Origin of the sequence: Fictibacillus halophilus, assembly GCF_016401385.1 — a bacterium.
GTDB lineage: Bacteria > Bacillota > Bacilli > Bacillales > Fictibacillaceae > Fictibacillus > Fictibacillus halophilus.
Genome location: NZ_JAEACF010000001.1, coordinates 2,446,608 through 2,463,056, shown reverse-complemented (window position 1 = coordinate 2,463,056; position 16,449 = coordinate 2,446,608). Strand labels below are relative to the sequence as shown.

Annotated in this window: 17 protein-coding genes and 1 riboswitch; of the genes, 13 read left to right on the top strand and 4 right to left on the bottom strand. The window is 39.4% G+C overall.

What is annotated here, in order from left to right:
- The 6 genes from argJ to argF all read left to right on the top strand — a co-directional run bounded on the left by argJ (position 1) and on the right by argF (position 8,303).
- Positions 1–1,227 carry a bifunctional ornithine acetyltransferase/N-acetylglutamate synthase gene (gene argJ / locus I5J82_RS12810; protein WP_198768166.1) on the top strand — a complete coding sequence of 409 codons (1,227 nt, stop codon included), beginning with the start codon at positions 1–3 and terminating at the stop codon, positions 1,225–1,227.
- Between the two features lie 15 nt (positions 1,228–1,242).
- The gene (gene argB / locus I5J82_RS12805) at positions 1,243–1,986 is read left to right on the top strand and encodes an acetylglutamate kinase (RefSeq protein ID WP_198768165.1); all 744 of its coding nucleotides are present in this window, start codon (positions 1,243–1,245) and stop codon (positions 1,984–1,986) included.
- Positions 1,983–3,137 carry an acetylornithine transaminase gene (gene argD / locus I5J82_RS12800; protein ID WP_198768164.1) on the top strand — a complete coding sequence of 385 codons (1,155 nt, stop codon included), beginning with the start codon at positions 1,983–1,985 and terminating at the stop codon, positions 3,135–3,137. Before argB ends, argD begins: the two co-directional genes overlap by 4 nt.
- Positions 3,138–3,218: 81 nt before the next feature.
- Entirely contained in the window at positions 3,219–4,271 is a 1,053-nt protein-coding gene (locus I5J82_RS12795) for a carbamoyl phosphate synthase small subunit (RefSeq protein WP_198768163.1), read from the top strand.
- Positions 4,264–7,356 (top strand): carbamoyl-phosphate synthase (glutamine-hydrolyzing) large subunit, encoded by a 3,093-nt coding sequence (gene carB, locus I5J82_RS12790; protein ID WP_198768162.1) that lies wholly within the window; start codon positions 4,264–4,266, stop codon positions 7,354–7,356. The genes I5J82_RS12795 and carB overlap by 8 nt, the downstream gene beginning before the upstream one ends.
- Positions 7,356–8,303: an ornithine carbamoyltransferase gene (argF, locus tag I5J82_RS12785; RefSeq protein WP_198768161.1), complete on the top strand. Its 948-nt coding sequence runs from the start codon at positions 7,356–7,358 to the stop codon at positions 8,301–8,303. Before carB ends, argF begins: the two co-directional genes overlap by 1 nt.
- Positions 8,304–8,559: 256 nt before the next feature.
- Here the strand turns inward: argF and I5J82_RS12780 are convergent, their stop codons facing one another.
- Positions 8,560–8,805 (bottom strand): NifU family protein, encoded by a 246-nt coding sequence (locus I5J82_RS12780; RefSeq protein ID WP_066238880.1) that lies wholly within the window; start codon positions 8,803–8,805, stop codon positions 8,560–8,562.
- Between the two features lie 158 nt (positions 8,806–8,963).
- Here I5J82_RS12780 and I5J82_RS12775 point away from each other — a divergent pair, with 158 nt between their 5' ends.
- Complete coding sequence (locus I5J82_RS12775; RefSeq protein ID WP_198768160.1) at positions 8,964–9,287, top strand: YuzD family protein; 324 nt, start codon at positions 8,964–8,966, stop codon at positions 9,285–9,287.
- Between the two features lie 88 nt (positions 9,288–9,375).
- Positions 9,376–9,684, top strand: a complete 309-nt coding sequence (locus I5J82_RS12770; RefSeq protein WP_198768159.1) for an LSM domain-containing protein — start codon at positions 9,376–9,378, stop codon at positions 9,682–9,684.
- Between the two features lie 41 nt (positions 9,685–9,725).
- Here I5J82_RS12770 and I5J82_RS12765 read toward each other — a convergent pair whose 3' ends face one another.
- Positions 9,726–10,790: an NAD(P)/FAD-dependent oxidoreductase gene (locus I5J82_RS12765; protein WP_198768158.1), complete on the bottom strand. Its 1,065-nt coding sequence runs from the start codon at positions 10,788–10,790 to the stop codon at positions 9,726–9,728.
- 238 nt (positions 10,791–11,028) lie between these two features.
- Between I5J82_RS12765 and I5J82_RS12760 the strand changes: the two genes are divergently transcribed.
- Together I5J82_RS12760 and I5J82_RS12755 are read left to right on the top strand one after the other, a co-directional pair.
- Complete coding sequence (locus I5J82_RS12760) at positions 11,029–11,265, top strand: YuzB family protein (protein WP_198768157.1); 237 nt, start codon at positions 11,029–11,031, stop codon at positions 11,263–11,265.
- Between the two features lie 194 nt (positions 11,266–11,459).
- Positions 11,460–12,635 (top strand): NupC/NupG family nucleoside CNT transporter, encoded by a 1,176-nt coding sequence (locus I5J82_RS12755; protein ID WP_198768156.1) that lies wholly within the window; start codon positions 11,460–11,462, stop codon positions 12,633–12,635.
- A 377-nt stretch (positions 12,636–13,012) separates the two neighbouring features.
- Here I5J82_RS12755 and I5J82_RS12750 read toward each other — a convergent pair whose 3' ends face one another.
- A complete protein-coding gene (locus I5J82_RS12750; protein ID WP_231618429.1) occupies positions 13,013–13,591 on the bottom strand; it encodes an ECF transporter S component in 579 nt (192 codons plus the stop codon).
- A 188-nt stretch (positions 13,592–13,779) separates the two neighbouring features.
- Positions 13,780–13,925: riboswitch (FMN riboswitch) on the bottom strand.
- Between the two features lie 99 nt (positions 13,926–14,024).
- Between I5J82_RS12750 and I5J82_RS12745 the strand changes: the two genes are divergently transcribed.
- A complete protein-coding gene (locus I5J82_RS12745; RefSeq protein WP_144698338.1) occupies positions 14,025–14,267 on the top strand; it encodes a hypothetical protein in 243 nt (80 codons plus the stop codon).
- 17 nt (positions 14,268–14,284) lie between these two features.
- On the top strand, positions 14,285–15,151 hold the full coding sequence (gene dapF / locus I5J82_RS12740) for a diaminopimelate epimerase (RefSeq protein ID WP_198768155.1): 867 nt from the start codon (positions 14,285–14,287) through the stop codon (positions 15,149–15,151).
- A gap of 58 nt (positions 15,152–15,209) precedes the next feature.
- Here the strand turns inward: dapF and I5J82_RS12735 are convergent, their stop codons facing one another.
- Complete coding sequence (locus I5J82_RS12735) at positions 15,210–15,590, bottom strand: winged helix-turn-helix transcriptional regulator (RefSeq protein ID WP_198768154.1); 381 nt, start codon at positions 15,588–15,590, stop codon at positions 15,210–15,212.
- A 150-nt stretch (positions 15,591–15,740) separates the two neighbouring features.
- Between I5J82_RS12735 and I5J82_RS12730 the strand changes: the two genes are divergently transcribed.
- Positions 15,741–16,415, top strand: coding sequence for an NAD(P)H-dependent oxidoreductase (locus I5J82_RS12730; RefSeq protein WP_198768153.1), 675 nt, complete (start codon positions 15,741–15,743; stop codon positions 16,413–16,415).
- Positions 16,416–16,449: the final 34 nt, after the last annotated feature.

The following is a 16,449-nucleotide window of genomic DNA, read 5'->3' as shown; positions in this document are numbered from 1 at the left end:
ATGCAGGCAACAAAAGCGGTTATTCAAAAGATAACAGGGATCAATATCGCGACACCAAAAGGGTTTTACGCAAGTGGGCTTCATTGTGGTGTAAAACATAAAAAACTCGACTTAGGATTGTTGTATAGTATTACACCGGCGAACGCGGCAGGTGTTTATACAACGAACCAAGTACAGGCAGCTCCGCTAAAAGTTACGCAGAATAGCATCTCTCAAGAGGGGAAGCTTCAAGCGATTATCGTGAACTCTGGTAATGCAAATGCTTGTACAGGAAAAAAAGGCTTGAGAGATGCTCGGCACATGCAGATCCAGACCGCCGAAAAGCTGGATATTCCCCCGCACTATGTCGGAGTTGCCTCAACAGGGGTGATCGGTGAACATCTGCCGATGGATAAAATTTCAGCTGGTATTGAAAACTTAGTGCTAGATTCTGAGCTGAAAGGATCAATAGATTTTTCTCAATCGATTTTAACGACAGATACCGTTTCCAAGAATACAGCCTACTCTCTGAAAATTAATAATAAGAGTATTACGATAGCAGGTACGGCAAAAGGATCAGGGATGATACACCCTAATATGGCTACGATGCTAGGCTTTATCACGACTGATGCAGCTGTGCAGCAAGATGATCTGCGCGATGCTTTGTCTTATGCCGTAGAACGAACCTTCAATTGTATTACTGTTGACGGAGATACATCGACGAACGACATGGTACTCATGCTCGCAAACGGCATGGGTGAGAATGAAGAGTTAGACAAGAACCATTCAGAATGGGAACTATTCTTAGAAGCACTCGTACTCGTTTGTGAAGATTTAGGCAAACTTATCGCAAAGGATGGCGAAGGTGCGAGCAAGCTGATTGAGGTTAGTGTAAATGGTGCAGCCTCGGATAAAGAGGCGAGAATCATTGCTAAAACCATAGTAGGTTCTCCGTTAGTGAAGACGGCTGTATTTGGTTGCGATGCGAACTGGGGCAGAATTCTTGCTGCAGCTGGATATAGTGGCGTTTCATTTAATCCCGACGCTGTAAAAATAAAAATTGGTGAACATGAAGTTGTAGCAGATGGAGAGCCGGTTCTATTTTCAGAGGAAAAAATCCGTACTTACTTAAAAAGTCATGAGATTCATATCTCGGTTGAACTATCAGAAGGTCTTGGAAGTGGAAGAGCGTGGGGATGCGATCTTACGTATGACTATGTTCAAATTAATGCAAGTTATCGTACCTAAAAGGAGGAGAGGGTTGTGTGTCATGTTGTGAAAATCGGAGGAAGTACGCTTTCTAACCTACAGTCTCCTTTTTTTGATGCTCTTAAAAACAGGATTGAACAAGGCGAAAAGATCGTTATCGTTCACGGAGGAGGGCCCGAAATCAATAAGAAGCTGACGGAATCCGGGTTGCCGTTAGAAATGAAGAATGGCGTACGAGTCACTTCGCTAGAATCGCTTTTCTGTGTAAAAACAGCTTTAAATGACATTACCAATACAAATCTTGTGGAGAGATTGAATAACGACGGAATTTCAGCTCAAGGACTTTGTGGAGCAGAGAATTCCCTGCTCACTTGTGATTTTTTAGATAAAGAGAATTATGGTTGGGTTGGAAGTGTAGAGAGAGTAAATACAGAGATCATCCAAAACGTGTTAGAAGCTGGCAAGGTTCCAGTCATTGCTTCTCTTGGTGTAACAGAGAACGGTGAAACGGTGAATATTAATGCAGATACAGCGGCAGGAGAAACAGCAGCTGCACTATCTGCCGAATCGATATGTTTTGTTACAGATACACCGGGTGTTTCAGTGCTTGGAGAGTGGATGAAATGCTTAACGATCTCAGACATTCATAAAAATATCGTTGAAGGACACATAAGCGGGGGAATGGTTCCAAAGGTTGAAGCGGCTATAAAATGTCTGGATCTAAACATCAAGCAAGTACGAATTACCGACCAAACTCTGTCAGGTACGGAATTGTTTAAGGAGGTACTGATCACGTGAGTGCACTTTTTCCAACTTACAAAAGAAAACAAATACGACTTCAAAAAGGTAACGGAACTTATGTGTATGACCAAAACGATAAGAAATACTTAGATTTCACGAGTGGAATAGCTGTAACGAGTCTAGGTCATTGTCATCCCGATGTGGTTGCAGCTCTACAAAAGCAAAGCGAATGCATCTGGCATACTTCCAATCTTTTTGAAATCCATCAGCAAGAGTTGCTCGCAGATACGCTTGTGAAGCACACACATTTGGATCTAGCCTTCTTTTGCAATAGTGGAGCTGAAGCGAACGAAGCTGCGATCAAGCTTGCTAAGAAATTCACAAAGAAAAATAAGATCATCACGTTTAACGATTCATTTCACGGGAGAACGTTCGGTTCCATGTCGGCGACGGGTCAACAAAAGATAAAAGAAGGATATGGACCGCTTCTGTCAACATTCATACATCTGCCATGGAACGATATTGAGCAATTGAAGAAACAGGCAGACAACGACACAGCTGCGATCATGATGGAAGTCATACAGGGAGAAGGCGGGATTAAAATTGCTGACCCAGATTTTTATAAAGCAGTGCAAGAGATTTGTGAGAAGAACGATATTTTATTAATTATTGATGAAGTCCAAACCGGTATCGGCAGAACGGGAAAAAGATATGCCTATGAACACTTCGAATTAGATCCTGATATCGTTACTCTTGCCAAAGGGCTAGGAAACGGCTTTCCGATAGGAGCTATGCTTGGAAAGAGTAAACTAGCTGATATGTTTGGTCCAGGTAGCCATGGAACAACATTTGGAGGAAATCCTCTCGCATGTGCAGTCAGCCAAAGTGTTTTGGATATCATTTTTCATGACGAATTCTTAAGTGAGGTTGAGAGAAAAGGAAAGAACTTCAAAGCGCAATTAGAAAATCACTTGATAAATTTCCCTTGCGTAAAGGAAATACGAGGAAAAGGACTATTGATAGGAATAGAATGTGAGCGGGCTGGCGAATTAATAGTAAATTTAGAAGACCAAGGTCTATTAACCGTTCCTGCAGGCGAGCCTGTTATTCGATTACTACCCCCTTTAAATGTTACGGATGAAGAACTAACATCAGCGTTAAACACGATTCTAGCTCTTTTTAATAACAAATATGAAAAAGTGACGTAAAAAGAAATTAGATATTTTTTTACTTATAATTGAATAAAAATACATTAAACTATATGTTTTATACAAGGAGTGGGACTTAACATGAAAGGCTGTATAACGCTATCTAACGGTCATGCATTTGATGGTGACTGGATTAGTGACAATCAATATGGTTCAGGTGAAGTTGTATTTTATACAGGAATGACTGGATACGAACAAGTATTGACCGACCCTTCCTATCAAGGACAGATCGTCGTGTTTTCTTATCCTTTTATAGGAAACTACGGATTTGATCCTAAGAGTATGGAATCCGCCAAAATTCAAGTGGCAGGAGTAGTTATGGCAGAGTGCTTTGGATTCGTTGCAAAAGATAACCGCCAATCTATCGTTGACTTGCTAAACGCTTATCAAATCCCTGCTCTAACCAATGTAGATACAAGATCTCTTATTCAACAAATTCGAATAAAAGGATCTCTACCAGCCGTTTTGCATGTACCAAGCATCACTCCTGATTCTTTTCAGCTAGAAGAATATTGGCCGACTACATCAATGAAAAAGACAGGTTCAGGAGACACGCATATCGTACTGATCGATTTTGGATATAAGAAATCAATCGTTGATGCTCTTGTTAACGAGGGATGCAGAGTAACAATTGTTCCTTTTGATCAAGATATAGCCGATATCGAAAAATTAAATCCAGATGGTTTTGTTTTTTCAAACGGTTCTGGTGATCCTATGAGGTTCTCCGCCTATTTTCATCGTTATAAAAATCTAGCGATGCGCTACCCTACGTTAGGCATCTGTCTCGGTCATCAGATACTTGCTTTAGCATTCGGCGGTGAGACGCGAAAGCTGAAATTTGGTCATCGTGGTGCGAATCAGCCAGTTATGAACTTGAAGACAGGAAAAGTATCGATGAGTTCACAAAATCATAGTTATGTTGTTCAAAAAGAAAGTTTAGCAGAAACAGGGTTCAATATTTGGTTTGAAAACGTGAACGATCAAAGTGTCGAGGGATTATGGCATCGTTCATTCAATGTTGCAAGTGTACAATTCCACCCTGAAGCAGCACCTGGTCCGAACGAACATAAGGAAATCTTCCAAAATTTTATTAACAGTGTACAACATACAGAGAAGGTGAGAAGTTATGCCTAAACAACAAGACATCAAGAAGGTGCTCGTGATCGGATCAGGACCGATCGTAATCGGGCAGGCAGCAGAATTTGATTATTCCGGAACACAGGCATGTAAAGCGTTAAAAGAAGAAGGGATAGAAGTAGTCTTGATCAACAACAATCCGGCTACGATCATGACGGATAAGACGTTTGCAGACGTTATATACTTTGAACCCTTAACAGTAGAATATGCTGAACAGATTATTCAAAAAGAAAAACCTGATGGACTCTTAGCCACGGTTGGAGGTCAAACAGGACTTAACTTGGCGATGGAACTTCATGAGAAAGGAATTTTAAAGAAATATGAAGTGAAACTTTTAGGTACAGATATTCATTCTATACAAAAAGCAGAAGACCGTGATCTGTTTCGATCATTGATGAAGCATCTCGGAGAACCTGTACCAGAAAGTGAGATTGTTACTTCAATAGACGAAGCGATCCATTTTGCTGAAGTGACTGGTTATCCGGTAATTGTTAGACCAGCATATACTCTCGGGGGGTTTGGTGGCGGAATTGCTTCCTCTAAAGAGATGCTGACCTCTCTAGTTAAACAAGGTCTATCAGCGAGTCCGATCAACCAATGTCTGATTGAAAAAAGTATTGCAGGCTATAAAGAGGTTGAATATGAAGTGATGCGTGACAAGAACGGAACATGCATCACGGTTTGTAACATGGAAAACGTTGACCCTGTCGGTGTTCATACAGGTGATTCTGTAGTAGTAGCTCCTAGCCAGACATTAACAGATGATGAGTATCAGTCACTTAGAAAAGCGTCATTAACCATCATCTCTGCGCTTGAAATCGTAGGAGGATGTAATATTCAGTTTGCACTTCATCCTGATAACTCACAGTATTATTTGATCGAAGTGAATCCGCGTGTGAGCAGGTCATCTGCACTAGCATCAAAAGCAACTGGATATCCGATTGCAAAGATCGCTGCCAAACTTGCCCTAGGGTATAACCTGCATGAATTGAAGAATCCAGTAACAGGAACGACCTTTGCGAGTTTTGAACCGGCATTAGATTATGTAGCTGTAAAAATGCCAAGGTGGCCGTTCGATAAGTTTCCTCATGCTGACCGAAAACTCGGAACCCAGATGAAAGCGACAGGCGAAGTGATGGCGTTAGAGAGAAACATGGCTTCAGCGTTTCAAAAGGCGATCCGATCACTAGAGCTTAAAACGAACGGAATGTATTTGAAAGAACTATCTGCATTAGATGAGGATACACTTCTTGATCTTGTCATATCAGCAGATGATCGTCGTTTTTTCGTGGTGATGGAACTGTTGAAAAGAGGAATAACTGCAGACAGAATTCATGAATTAACACAAATCACACCTTACTTTTTATCCATCTTTCATGAGATGGTTTCTATGGACAATATGCTGCAACAAACAACTTTAGAAAAAATAGAAAAACAACAGCTGCAACTGGCAAAAAAGTATGGTTTTTCAGATCGATACTTATCAGAAATCTGGTCTGCTTCAGAGTTAGAGGTACGCAACAAGAGAGTAGAGTGGGATATCACGCCGACGTATAAGATGGTGGATACGTGTGCAGCAGAGTTCGAAGCAAAAACGACATATTTTTATTCCAGCTGGAGCGGGAAGAGCGATAGAATCCCAAGCACGAAGAAAAAAGTGGCAGTCATCGGATCCGGTCCCATACGAATCGGGCAAGGTGTTGAATTTGATTATTGTTGCGTGCATAGTGCTATAGCACTCAAATCTTTTGGATATGAAGCCATCTTGATTAACAATAATCCAGAAACAGTAAGTACGGACTATGAAGTATCTGACTCCCTATATTTTGAGCCTCTAACCTTTGAAGACATCAATCATGTTTTGGAGTTTGAAGGAATATCAGATGTCATTCTGCAATTTGGTGGCCAAACATCTATCAATTTGGCTAAGAAGTTAGAAGAGGCGGGATATTATGTTCTTGGAAGTCCGGCAGACACCGTAGACCAAATGGAAGACAGAGAGCGCTTTTATCAATTTTTGGACACATTGAATATTCCTAAAGTTCCAGGATTTTCGGCGGTAAGCGAAAAAGAAGTGAAGCTTTATGCAAACAAACTAGGGTTTCCAATTCTTCTACGTCCATCATACGTGATTGGTGGAAGCGGAATGAAGGTGCTGTATTCTGAAAGCGAACTTACAGATTATCTAAAACATGAACAAGTGAATTATCCTGTTTTGATCGATACGTTTTTAGAAGGTACAGAAGCCGAGGTAGATGTTTTAAGCGATGGTGCAGATCTATTCATTCCTGGTATTTTTGAACATTTAGAAGGAACCGGGGTTCATTCTGGAGATAGTCTGACTGTCACACCACCGCAATCTTTATCAAATCATGTGATAGATCAAATAAAATCTTTCTCTAAAAAAATAGCACTTAACTTATCGTATAAAGGATTGTTTAATATTCAATTCGCTATAAAGAATGAGAGTGTATATGTTATTGAAGTGAACCCAAGAGCATCTCGAACAGCTCCCATCATGAGTAAGATTACGAATGTAAACCTCGTGCAGAAAGCAACACAATTGCTTCTTGGTCATTCATTAAAGTCATTAAACCTTGACCAAGAGCATAACGGACAACCGGAAGTTACAGTAAAAGCGCCTGTGTTCTCAACCATAAAACTGCCTGGTGTTTCTCCGGTGTTAAGTCCGATGATGCTATCTACTGGAGAAGTGATAGGAACAGATGCCGATTTTAATGGAGCTCTAATGAAAGCTTTGAAAGGATCGAGTCTTCAATTGGCTGATCTATGGAATGATCAAGGAAGTATTTTTGCGGAAGGAACCCTCGCTGAAGCTGCTTCAAAAGCCTGGGAGGAATGTGGATATTCCGTACTTACTGCAAAAAATCTAACATTTGATGAATGGTTAAAAACAGACAATAAAGCCATATATATAAATTTTTCGAATGATTGCGAAAGTCAAAATGCTAAGCGTGCCGTTCTTGATAGAGTCCATGTACTAACAAGGAAAGAAACATCTTACGCTTATTTAGATGCGATACGCACCTCGAATAAAATGAGAAAGGAAGTGCTGATCTAATGTCAATCGTACACCCACTTCGCCAAACGCAAACTCAGAAAGATTTCCTAACGCTGATGGATTATTCTACATCTGAGATCATCGACTTATTGAACCTTGCGAAAGACTTGAAAAAACAAGGTCCATCTGCACCACCTTTACTAAAAGGAAAGATCTTAGGAATGATTTTCGAGAAATCATCGACACGTACTCGCGTTTCGTTCGAGGCTGCAATGCTGCAGCTCGGCGGTCATGCGATCCATCTATCGACTCGTGATATTCAGATGGGTAGAGGAGAATCGATCTCAGATACAGCGAAAGTATTGTCCGGCTATCTAGATGCGCTAATGATTCGTACGTTTCATCAATCCACAGTTGAAGAGCTTGCACAGAGCGGATCTATTCCTGTAATCAACGGACTTACGGACGATTTTCATCCGTGTCAGATACTAGCTGATCTTCTTACAATTTTAGAATATAAAGGGTCGTTCAAAGGGAAAAAGCTGGCGTATATTGGTGACGGAAACAATGTCGCACACTCTTTAATGATTGGAGCCGCAAAAGTGGGCATGGATTGTACTATTATTTGCCCTGAAAACTACGAACCGAAGGAAGAGATTGTTTCTTATGCAAAAGAAGTTGCGAAACAAAACGGTTCTGTTATCGAAGTAACTCATGATCCGATTGAAGGTATTAAAAATAGTGATGTGATTTATACAGATGTTTGGGCGAGCATGGGGCAAGAAGCTGAAGCAGAGGTACGCCTAAAACATTTTAAAGATTATCAAGTGAATCGAGAGCTGGTCTCATATGCAAAGAGTGACTATATCTTTATGCATTGTTTGCCTGCACATCGAGAGGAAGAGGTAACGGCGGAGATTATTGATGGTCCTCATTCTGTTGTTTTTCATGAGGCTGAAAACCGTCTTCACGCACAAAAAGCATTGCTTGTTCGTTTGATGAGTTAACAGGTTAACATAAAATACATGCATAGCTTCTTGTTTTTATTTTTTTGTCTCCTTTGAATAGTTGGTTGTAGTGGAAGGTGGGAGACTCCTGCGGGACAGGCGGGCAGGTGAGACACTTAAAAGTAAAACGTACGAATGTGGCTCACCGCCTGCCCCGCGGAAAGCGAGCACCTGAAACGGAAGCCAACAGCTTTTAAGCTTACAATAAACATCAAAAAAAGAAGCCGCTCTAGATTGAGCGGCTTCTTCGTTATCATTAAAATACTTGTTCTAATTCAACAACACCAGGAACTTCTTCAAGAAGTGCACGTTCGATACCAGCTTTTAGTGTAATTGTTGAACTTGGGCAGCTACCACATGCTCCCATAAGGCGTACTTTTACTACACCTTCTTCAATATCCACTAATTCCACGTCTCCTCCATCACGAAGAAGGAACGGGCGTAATTTATCAAGAACTTCTTCAACTTGTTCACGCATCTCTAAGTTTTGAGTTTCAGCCATAATAATCAAGGCTCCTTTCTTAAAAAGAACTTACTCTTAGTATACGGGATATGGAATAAAAAATCCATGAGCAAGCATCATGATATTTGTTCCTTTTTCTTTTATGAAAAATAAGGTATGATGAAAGCAAATAAGCGCATACATTGAGGTGATTCTTCATGAGTAACTCATTTAGTATTAAAGTATATGGAGCGGAACAAAAATGTGCCAGCTGTGTTCATCTTCCTTCAGCAAAAGAAACAGCTGAATGGCTAGAGGCAGCAATCTCAAGAAAGTTTCCGAACTTATTGTTTAATGTTCTTTATATAGACATGGAAAGAACGGAAAATGAGATCGATCAGGCATTTTCAGAAAGAATTGTAGAAGAAGACCTTTTTTATCCTGTCGTCGTAATTGATGGAGAGGTAGTAGCAGAAGGTAATCCGAACTTAAAAACGATCTATGCAATTATAGAACAGAATGGTTATGGCGCTGTAAGTTAAGCGCCTATTTTTTTTATTTTGGGTTTGTACACACGCCTTGTACTTCTCTTAAGAATAAGATGTAGGGAGAAAAAGGAGGCAAATTGTATTGTTGAACCCTTTAAAAGGTAAAAGTCATAAAGATGAGTCGTCCTCATTTGCTGGACATCATCACCATCATTACCATGATCTTTGTCTCGAGTACATGGGACAGAAGGTTACGATTGAACTGAATGATGGAAATGTATATCACGGTCAATTGCATAGCTATGATCAAGATAATATGTATATGATCATGCCAGGTGAGCAAGCTGATCGTAATAGCCGTATCATTTTTGTCGGGCCGTTTTTTCCTGGCTTCGGAGTTTTTGGTTTTCCGTTTTACCGAATTCGTCGTTTCCGTCCTTATTATTGGTAAAATGCAGAAAAAGACCCATGCAGCTTTGCATGGGTCTTTACTTATACTTGATATTTATACAACCAAAGAATTCCTGATTTTAATAAACGTGGTACTCTACCTATAAGCGCAGTACTTCCCATCGTACCAAATCCGCTCTTCTTACCGAGAGAACCCATAACACCTTTTAGTTTGATCTCATTCATTTCTGGAAGGGGCTGATCGTTCCAACGAGCCAAAAGGACTTGGGAGATCTGTTCTGCTTGCTCCTCTGCTAATTGTGCACTTGGTGCATAAGGGAGGCTCGCGCAATCTCCGACAACATATACATGCTCTTCAGCTGGAAGGTGATGATGTTCAGTAAGAACAACACGTCCTTGACTGTCTTTTTCCACATCTAAATCACGAACGATTCGGCTTGGCTGTATGCCTGCTGTCCAAACGATAGCATCACACTCAACCTTTTCGTCATGATTATAAAGAGCGCCTTCTTCAACCTTTGTTACATTTGAATTGTTGATTACTTCAACACCGTGTTCAACAAACCAGTTTTGTACATAGTTGCTCAATCTCTTTTTATAAGCGGAGAGAATCATATCACCACGGTCAAAGAGTTTGATGGTGAGGTCTGGACGGCTCTCACGAAGTTCAGATGCTAACTCTACACCTGAAAGACCCGCACCTACTACTGCAACAACTGCATTTGCATGCAAGTTGTTTAAAATTTGATACGTTTGACGCGACTTATCAATGGTCTGAATGCTAAGCGTAAATTGGTCAGCACCAGGAACATTATGATATTTGTCTTCACAACCTAGGCCGATAACCAAATCATCATATGAAACCGCATCTTGGTCTTTTAATAGAACTTTCTTTTCTTTTACATCAATTGCTGTAACTTCACCATATTTAATATTCAGGCGTGGGTGGTCCGGAAAAGTTACACGAACATGATGATCAGATATGGTTCCTGCAGCAAGTGCATAATATTCGGTCTTTAGACAATGGTAAGGTACACGATCAATAAGCGTAAGCTGAATGTTTTCAGGGAGGTCTGAGGAATTAAGAAGTCTCTTTAGCACACGCATATTTCCATATCCTCCGCCAAGTAAAACGAGGTGTTTCATTTGTCATTTCCCCTTTTCTTTCAAGACAATTCTTATCTGTTTTTGAAATGCTTTATATAAGTAAATAACCTTAACTCGAAATAAGTAAACGATTACACGTTTTTGACATGTTTAAGTATAGCACTTTGCACCAATTTCACAACTCTTTTATAGAAAAAACACAGGAATAATGAGTGTTTACATTGACTACAACTATAGAAACCGTTAGGATGGATTCATCAAGAGGTGAAGAATATAAATGAGACCGATTATAGAGTTTTGTGTAAGTAATCTAGCGAGTGGTGCACAAAAAGCGCTTGAAGAACTTGAGAAGGACTATGATCTTGACGTTATTGAGTATGGGTGTCTGGGTTATTGTGGACACTGTGCTAAATCGCTGTTTGCTTTAGTGAATGGAGATATTGTTCACGGAGAAACATCGGACGAACTTGTTAAAAATATTTACAATCATATAGAAGAAAACGGGATGTTTTAAAAAGCAGCTATTCAAAAAATGGATAGCTGCTTTTTTCATGGATAAGTACAGTCCGATTGGGAAAAATATCTAGCATATTATTTTTAGAAAAACGATTGCATTTTTGTCGAAATTTGTTACATTAGAAAAGGGTCAGTCATTTGATGTCTGACAACCATGCAAGATTATCGAGTTAAGTAATAGGGGGAACTTTCATGTCAATTTTAATTGGAATTTTGGGTATTATTGCATTAATTGCAATCGCTTTCATCATGTCTAATGATAAGAAGAACATTAACTATAAAGCGGTTGGAATAATGTTAGTAGTACAGTTATTCATAGCGTGGTTCATGCTTAATACAACAGTAGGTAAAACGGTATTAAACAAAATTGTAAACGTTTTTAATAAGGTCCTTTCATTTGGTAATGATGGTATTGCGTTCGTATTTGGTGATTTAAGTGGTAAAGAATACTTCTTTATTAACGTACTTATGATGATTGTGTTTGTTTCCGCTTTACTTTCAATCTTGACATACACTCGTATTTTACCTTTAGCTATAAAATACATCGGCGGAACTGTTGCTAAGATAACAGGTCTTCCTAAAATAGAATCTTTCGTTGCTGTAAACTCAATGGTCTTTGGTGATACAACTGCCATTATCTCTGTTAAATCTCAATTGCATAAACTTTCAGCAAACCGACTTTTCGTTGTTGTAACATCTTCATTAGTAGCTGTTAGTTGTTCGATCCTTGGTGCTTACATGCAAATGATTCCTGCTGAATACGTACTTGTGGCTTTACCAATCAACGTATTCTCTGGATTGATTTTATCTTCCATCGTATGTCCTGTAACTGCCGAAGAAGATGAAGAAATTGATGTAAAAGAAATGGTTAAAGAAAAGTCACTGTTTGAAGCAATTGGTAACGGTGCATTAGATGGAGGTAAGGTTGCTCTAATCGTAGGTGCGATGCTAATTACCTACATCGGATTACTTTCAATGGTCAACTTTGCTTTTGATGCCGTAACAGGTCTAACGTTCCAACAAATTTTAGGTTATGTTTTTGCTCCGATTGCTTTTATCATGGGTATACCTGCTAATGAAATCGTACAAGCTGGTTCTGTTATGGGAACAAAAGTTGCTGCAAACGAATTCGTTGCGATGCTAGACTTTATGAAAATGATCCCGAACATGGATCCAAAAACAGTTGGTATCGTTTCTGCATTCTTAATTTCATTTGCTAACTTCTCTTCAATCGGAATTATTTTAGGAACTGTTCAAGCGATTAATGGAGAAAAAGCTTCAATGCTTGCTAAAGTAGGTTTAAAAGTATTACTTGTAGCTACTATGGGTTCTGTATTAACAGGAACAATTGTAGGGTTATTCTTATAAGATATTTATGAAAATGCTCGAAGCTCAAGCTTCGAGCATTTTTTAATAGATAAGAACAAAATGATATATGAAGTGGCTTTTACGGTACGTGTTCCTATACTTTTTACGCGTTCGCACACTTTTCCGCACGTTTCGACCCGCACGCATCCCTTCATTTTACAAACAACGGTTTAACACCAGGCACAAACAAAGAAAAAAAACCTACAAAACCTGTATGCTACCTTTTTGGAACAATTTTTTAGAAAAAATATAAGAATGTATCAGAGAATCAGGTTGTTTCTCGTATACAGCTATCGGTTAACTAAGGATGCTTTACATCATTACATTAACAAATAAACCGCTGTGGAAACTTCTCCACAACGGTTTTATAATTATATTTAAGCCTGCTGAGCAATCTGTTTCATCACCCATGGCTGCATTCGGTTGTATAATGCTACGAATAACAGTGTAATTATCGTACCTTTTATCAAGTTAAACGGTGTTATCCCTTTTAGTATAAGATCAAGCATCATCTGGCTAGACATCGGATCAGCACCAAGGAACCACGTATATGCAGGTAAGATGATCAGGTAGTTGAGCAGCCCCATCATAAATGTCATCAAAACCGTTCCTAAGATCAAGCCCGCTGAAAGACGTTTAACAGAATTCTTTTTGCGGAATAAGTAGGATACTGGAAGAATGAAGAGAATACCGGCAACAAAGTTTGCTAATTGACCAACTGGTACTCCTGTAAAGCTTCCTACTATACCATAGTGTAGAACATTTTTTATGGCTTCTACCATAACTCCTGCTGCAGGTCCAAAAATGATTGCAGCTAAAAGTGCAGGCACCTCACTAAAGTCAATCTTTAAGAATGGAGGTAACCCTGGGAACGGGAAGTCGAGCATCATTAGTACATAAGCAATCGTACTGAGCATCGATACCGCTACCATTTGTTTGATCTTTCCCTTTTGCATTGAAATCTCTCCTCTTTTGTGTTGCGCCATCTCATGATTTCGAATGCAGCACAGCCTGTTTCACACAAAAAATCCTTAGTCAGTTAACGAGACTAAGGGAGTTTGTAAGTATGATAAACAGCATGTAAAAGATGCACAAAATGGCATGCTTAAACAAAGGGTTCTAATTTTAAGTTGAACCGCTGTACCTACATCTTCTCCCATCCAGACTATACTGTCGGCTCTGGAATTACACCAGATCAGCAAAAAAGAAAACTATTTCGCTCACGGGCTGATGAAGAGGGAATCTTCAAATACCGCCGGTCGGGAATTTCACCCTGCCCCGAAGATGGATCGCTATTGTATTTTGTTACATCACCTATTATACTTTAAAAAATGTAAGTTGTGAACGAATATGCAATAACCATACCTTCCAAATAGAGGATGAACCGATATGAAGTTAACATTTGAATATACATGGCCATATGAAAGAATGATGAAGGATATTTATATTTCAGAGTGTCCGTTCTGCCAACAAGACAATGTTTTGACTTCCTTTAAAGAGGAACAGTTGAGTCTTGCTCAAGAGGGGATCAAACAGATTCTTATTATGCCTTGCTGTCATGGCAAGTTAACCATACTGAACGCAGACGACGACTATTTTTATACGGATGAAAAATTGAGAGGTCAATCATAAGGAGCACGGTTTAAGCGATGGATACGTTGAAATTCACAAAAATGCATGGATTAGGCAATAATTACATCTATATAAACATGTTTGAAGAGACAATTGATGAAGCTGATCTTCCAAAGCTAGCAATGGCTGTTTCGAACCCTTACACAGGCATTGGATCAGATGGAATGATTCTAATTTGTCCAAGTAAATTGGCTCCAGTGAAAATGCGAATCTTCAATAATGACGGTTCTGAAGCTAAAAACTGTGGTAACGGACTTCGTTGTGTGGCCAAATTTGCGTACGAGAACGACTTAGTAAAAGAAACAGAATTTCAAATTGAAACACTTGGTGGGTTCGTAACTGCAAAAGTAACAACAGATAACAATAATAAAGTATCACTTGTTACGGTTAATATGGGTAATCCCATCCTTCAACCTCAACAAATTCCTGTTACTGGATTTAACCACCTCCAACAAGTGGTGAATGAGGAAGTGTCATTTGACGATACACCATTAAAACTAACTGCTGTATCAATGGGTAATCCGCATGCGGTGTTCTTTGTGGATAACATTGAGGATGCACCCCTGCATTCGTTAGGTCCTATAATAGAAAAAGATTCAATGTTTCCTGATTGGGTAAACGCAGAGTTTGTTGAAGTTGTGTCTAAAAATGAAATGCACTTTAGAGTTTGGGAAAGAGGATCAGGTATTACACAAGCGTGTGGTACGGGAGCTTGTGCGGCCGCTGTAGCTGCTGTTCTAAACGAAAAAGCAGAAAGAAATACAGACATTACCGTTCATTTAGCAGGCGGTGATCTTATCATTAATTGGAAAGATAATGGAGATGTATGGATGACCGGTCCAGCGGAAATAATCTGTACAGGAGAATATCATAATAAAAGGTAGAACATGCACACGTTTAGCCTGTACTCACTAAAAAAGAAAGCAGAGATGCTTTCTTTTTTTAGTCCTTTATTTCAGCCTGCTCACGATGGCGAACGATTTTCTCCGTATGTTCGATCCCCCATTGAAGCATGGACTTAATAATAGGGATTAGTGTTTCACCAAACGAAGTTAGAGAATATTCCACTTTGGGAGGGACTTGTTTATAAACTTCTCGGTGTATGATTCCGTCACGCTCTAATTCTCTTAACTGTAGGGTAAGCATTCGCTGTGTAATTCCAGGTACGAGACGCTTTAGTTCATTAAAACGTATCTCTCCGTCGATCAAGTGATACAAAATAACGCTTTTCCACTTACCGCCGATAATATCAAGAGTCGCTTCGACTGGACATGAATAGCCGTGGGATTGCCAATTGGAAAGGTCGAATTGCTGATTATTCATTGAATTGCTCCTTTAGTATAAAAAATGATACTATGACACAAAAATGTGCGTACTTTTAATTTTTGTTATTACTTTTATAATATATCGTGTAAGGTAACAAAACAACTTAATTACATTTGCATTTAAATATTGAAGGAGAGATAAATCATCATGAATAAAGAAGCTAAAAAACAAGAAATCTTAGAGGCATTTCAGTTCAGACATGCAACAAAGGAATTTGATCCAGAGAAAAAGATTTCAGATGAAGACTTTGAATTTATTTTAGAAACTGGACGTCTTTCACCAAGTTCATTTGGCTTTGAGCCTTGGCGTTTTGTTGTCATCCAAGACCAAGCGTTGCGCGAACAGTTGAAACCTGTTTCTTGGGGTGCACAAAAGCAATTACCGACAGCTAGTCACTATGTCGTAATGCTTGCACGTACTGCAGAAGATATGGTTTATGATTCAGAATACATTGAGCATATGATGACAGAAGTGAAGAAGCTTCCGAAAGAAGCGTATGAAGCGATCAGCAGCTTCTATAAGACGTTTTTAGAGTCGGACTTTAAGCTTCTTGGAAATGATCGTGCTATGTTCGATTGGGCGGCTAAACAAGTCTATATTGCTCTAGGAAATATGATGACAGCAGCTGCGCAGATCGGAATTGACTCTTGCCCGATCGAAGGATTTGATCAAGAGAAAGTTCAAGCTATTTTAGAAAAAGAAGGAGTACTTGAAGGCGGAAACTTTGAGGTAGCCGTTATGGTAGGATTCGGCTATCGCGTAAATGAACCCCGTCCAAAAGTTCGTCAAGATATGAACGATGTTGTCAAATGGATCAAGTAAATAGGCATAAAAAAGTGGAGGCACAATCGCCTCC